This is a genomic window from Parabacteroides sp. AF17-28 (genome assembly GCF_003479205.1).
GTDB classification, from domain to species: Bacteria; Bacteroidota; Bacteroidia; order Bacteroidales; family Tannerellaceae; genus Parabacteroides; species Parabacteroides acidifaciens.
The window spans coordinates 1-1,480 of record NZ_QUGV01000061.1 but is presented as its reverse complement, the minus strand read 5'-3'; the positions used below and the strand labels follow the sequence as shown (position 1 = coordinate 1,480).

At 39.7% G+C, this 1,480-nt stretch carries 1 protein-coding gene; it reads right to left on the bottom strand.

Annotation, left to right across the window (positions count from 1 at the left end; translation table 11 throughout):
• Nucleotides 1–159 precede the first annotated feature (159 nt).
• Nucleotides 160–1,221, bottom strand: a complete 1,062-nt coding sequence (locus DWW90_RS20305; RefSeq protein WP_122346281.1) for an IS110 family transposase — start codon at nucleotides 1,219–1,221, stop codon at nucleotides 160–162.
• Nucleotides 1,222–1,480 lie beyond the last annotated feature (259 nt).

Here is a 1,480-nt window from a genome sequence, read left to right as displayed (position 1 = left end):
CGCCCTTACAGATACTATGATAAAAAGCAAACAAAAAGGCTTTTTAATCAGTTAAAATACGTATATTTGCAGCAAACAATAAGAAGACTTCAGTTGACTCGTTTTACTGATGTCTATCTTGCGAAGCAGGACTTAAGGTCCTGCTTCTTTTTGATCGGCTTAAAGACAGCTCTTCGAGCTGGAACAATAAGAAGACTTAGTCTCATCGTTCCCTGATGTCTTCGTTTTTCCCCACTGAAAATCGGGATCATACGCTTCGCCTTTTTTCCACAACACAAATACCAATATTAATAATTTCCTCATACCGGCAATAATCCCCTTACGTTTAATCGTTGGGTTTCGTTCCACAATTCGCTCATAAAGAACTTTTATGGGTTTATTACAACTACAAGCTGATAGAGCCGGCATGTACAAGCATTGACGTAGATGGCTATTCCCTGTTTTAGATATCTTGGAGCGACCCTTCATTTGTCCCGATTCTTTTTCGGATATATCCAGACCAGCAAAACTAACTACCTGTCTGAGGTTATTAAACGACGCAAAACCGTCCGTTTCACAAAGGATTGTAATGATTGTGATGGCTCTCAGTCCAGGGATGCTTGTCAGCAATTTAACCCTGGCATCAAAGGCCTTATCTTCCTGTGAGACCCGGCAGATCTCTTCCTCCATGATTCGGATAGACTTGTTTAAAAACAGGATTTGTTCGTCTTTCACTTTTAATACCTGTTCGGATATGCCGTAGGCATATTCCAGGGCATGTCGTTGATTTTTGGCTCGTGTCAAATCCTGTTTGAATGACAACATTTCACGACACATTTGACGTAACAAAAAGAACTTAGGAGTCATGGGTTTCCAGGCCGCAGGATTCCGTTCCAATCCGTAATCCGCTATCACTGAGGCATCACTCTTATCCGTTTTCGTTTTGATATTCTGGCTTTTTGCATAGTGCTTGATTTTATTGGCCAATACTACACTGACCTGACAGCCATTCTTATACAAATAATCTGTTAATTTTTCGTGATATACGCCTGTTGCTTCCATCACAAAATCAGGCTTGATATCCGATCGTTTAGAACACCAATCCAGCAATTCCAAAAAGCCAGACTCGTTGTTGTTGAAACTACGAGTTCCTTTGATTACTTTACTGTCTCTTGATTTGTAACATACCATGAAGTGATCTTTAGACACATCAATCCCTACTACTGCTTTTAATGCTTTCATTTTCTCGTTTTTTTAACGAAGGGATTTCTCCTTGGCCTTTCCTCGTAAATAGATACGGAATACAAGCATATAGCTTGTTTCCTGGATACTGATCCAGGCTCTAAGAAGAATGATGTATGGGCGCAGAATCTGTAAGGCGATATACGTTTTTACGTTATATAGGGCTCGTTGCTATTCCCATACACCCCTTCTCGTTTTTGTTTACAAATATTATACTTTTTATTCGATTCTAATAATTCTTTGCAAACATACGAGGGCT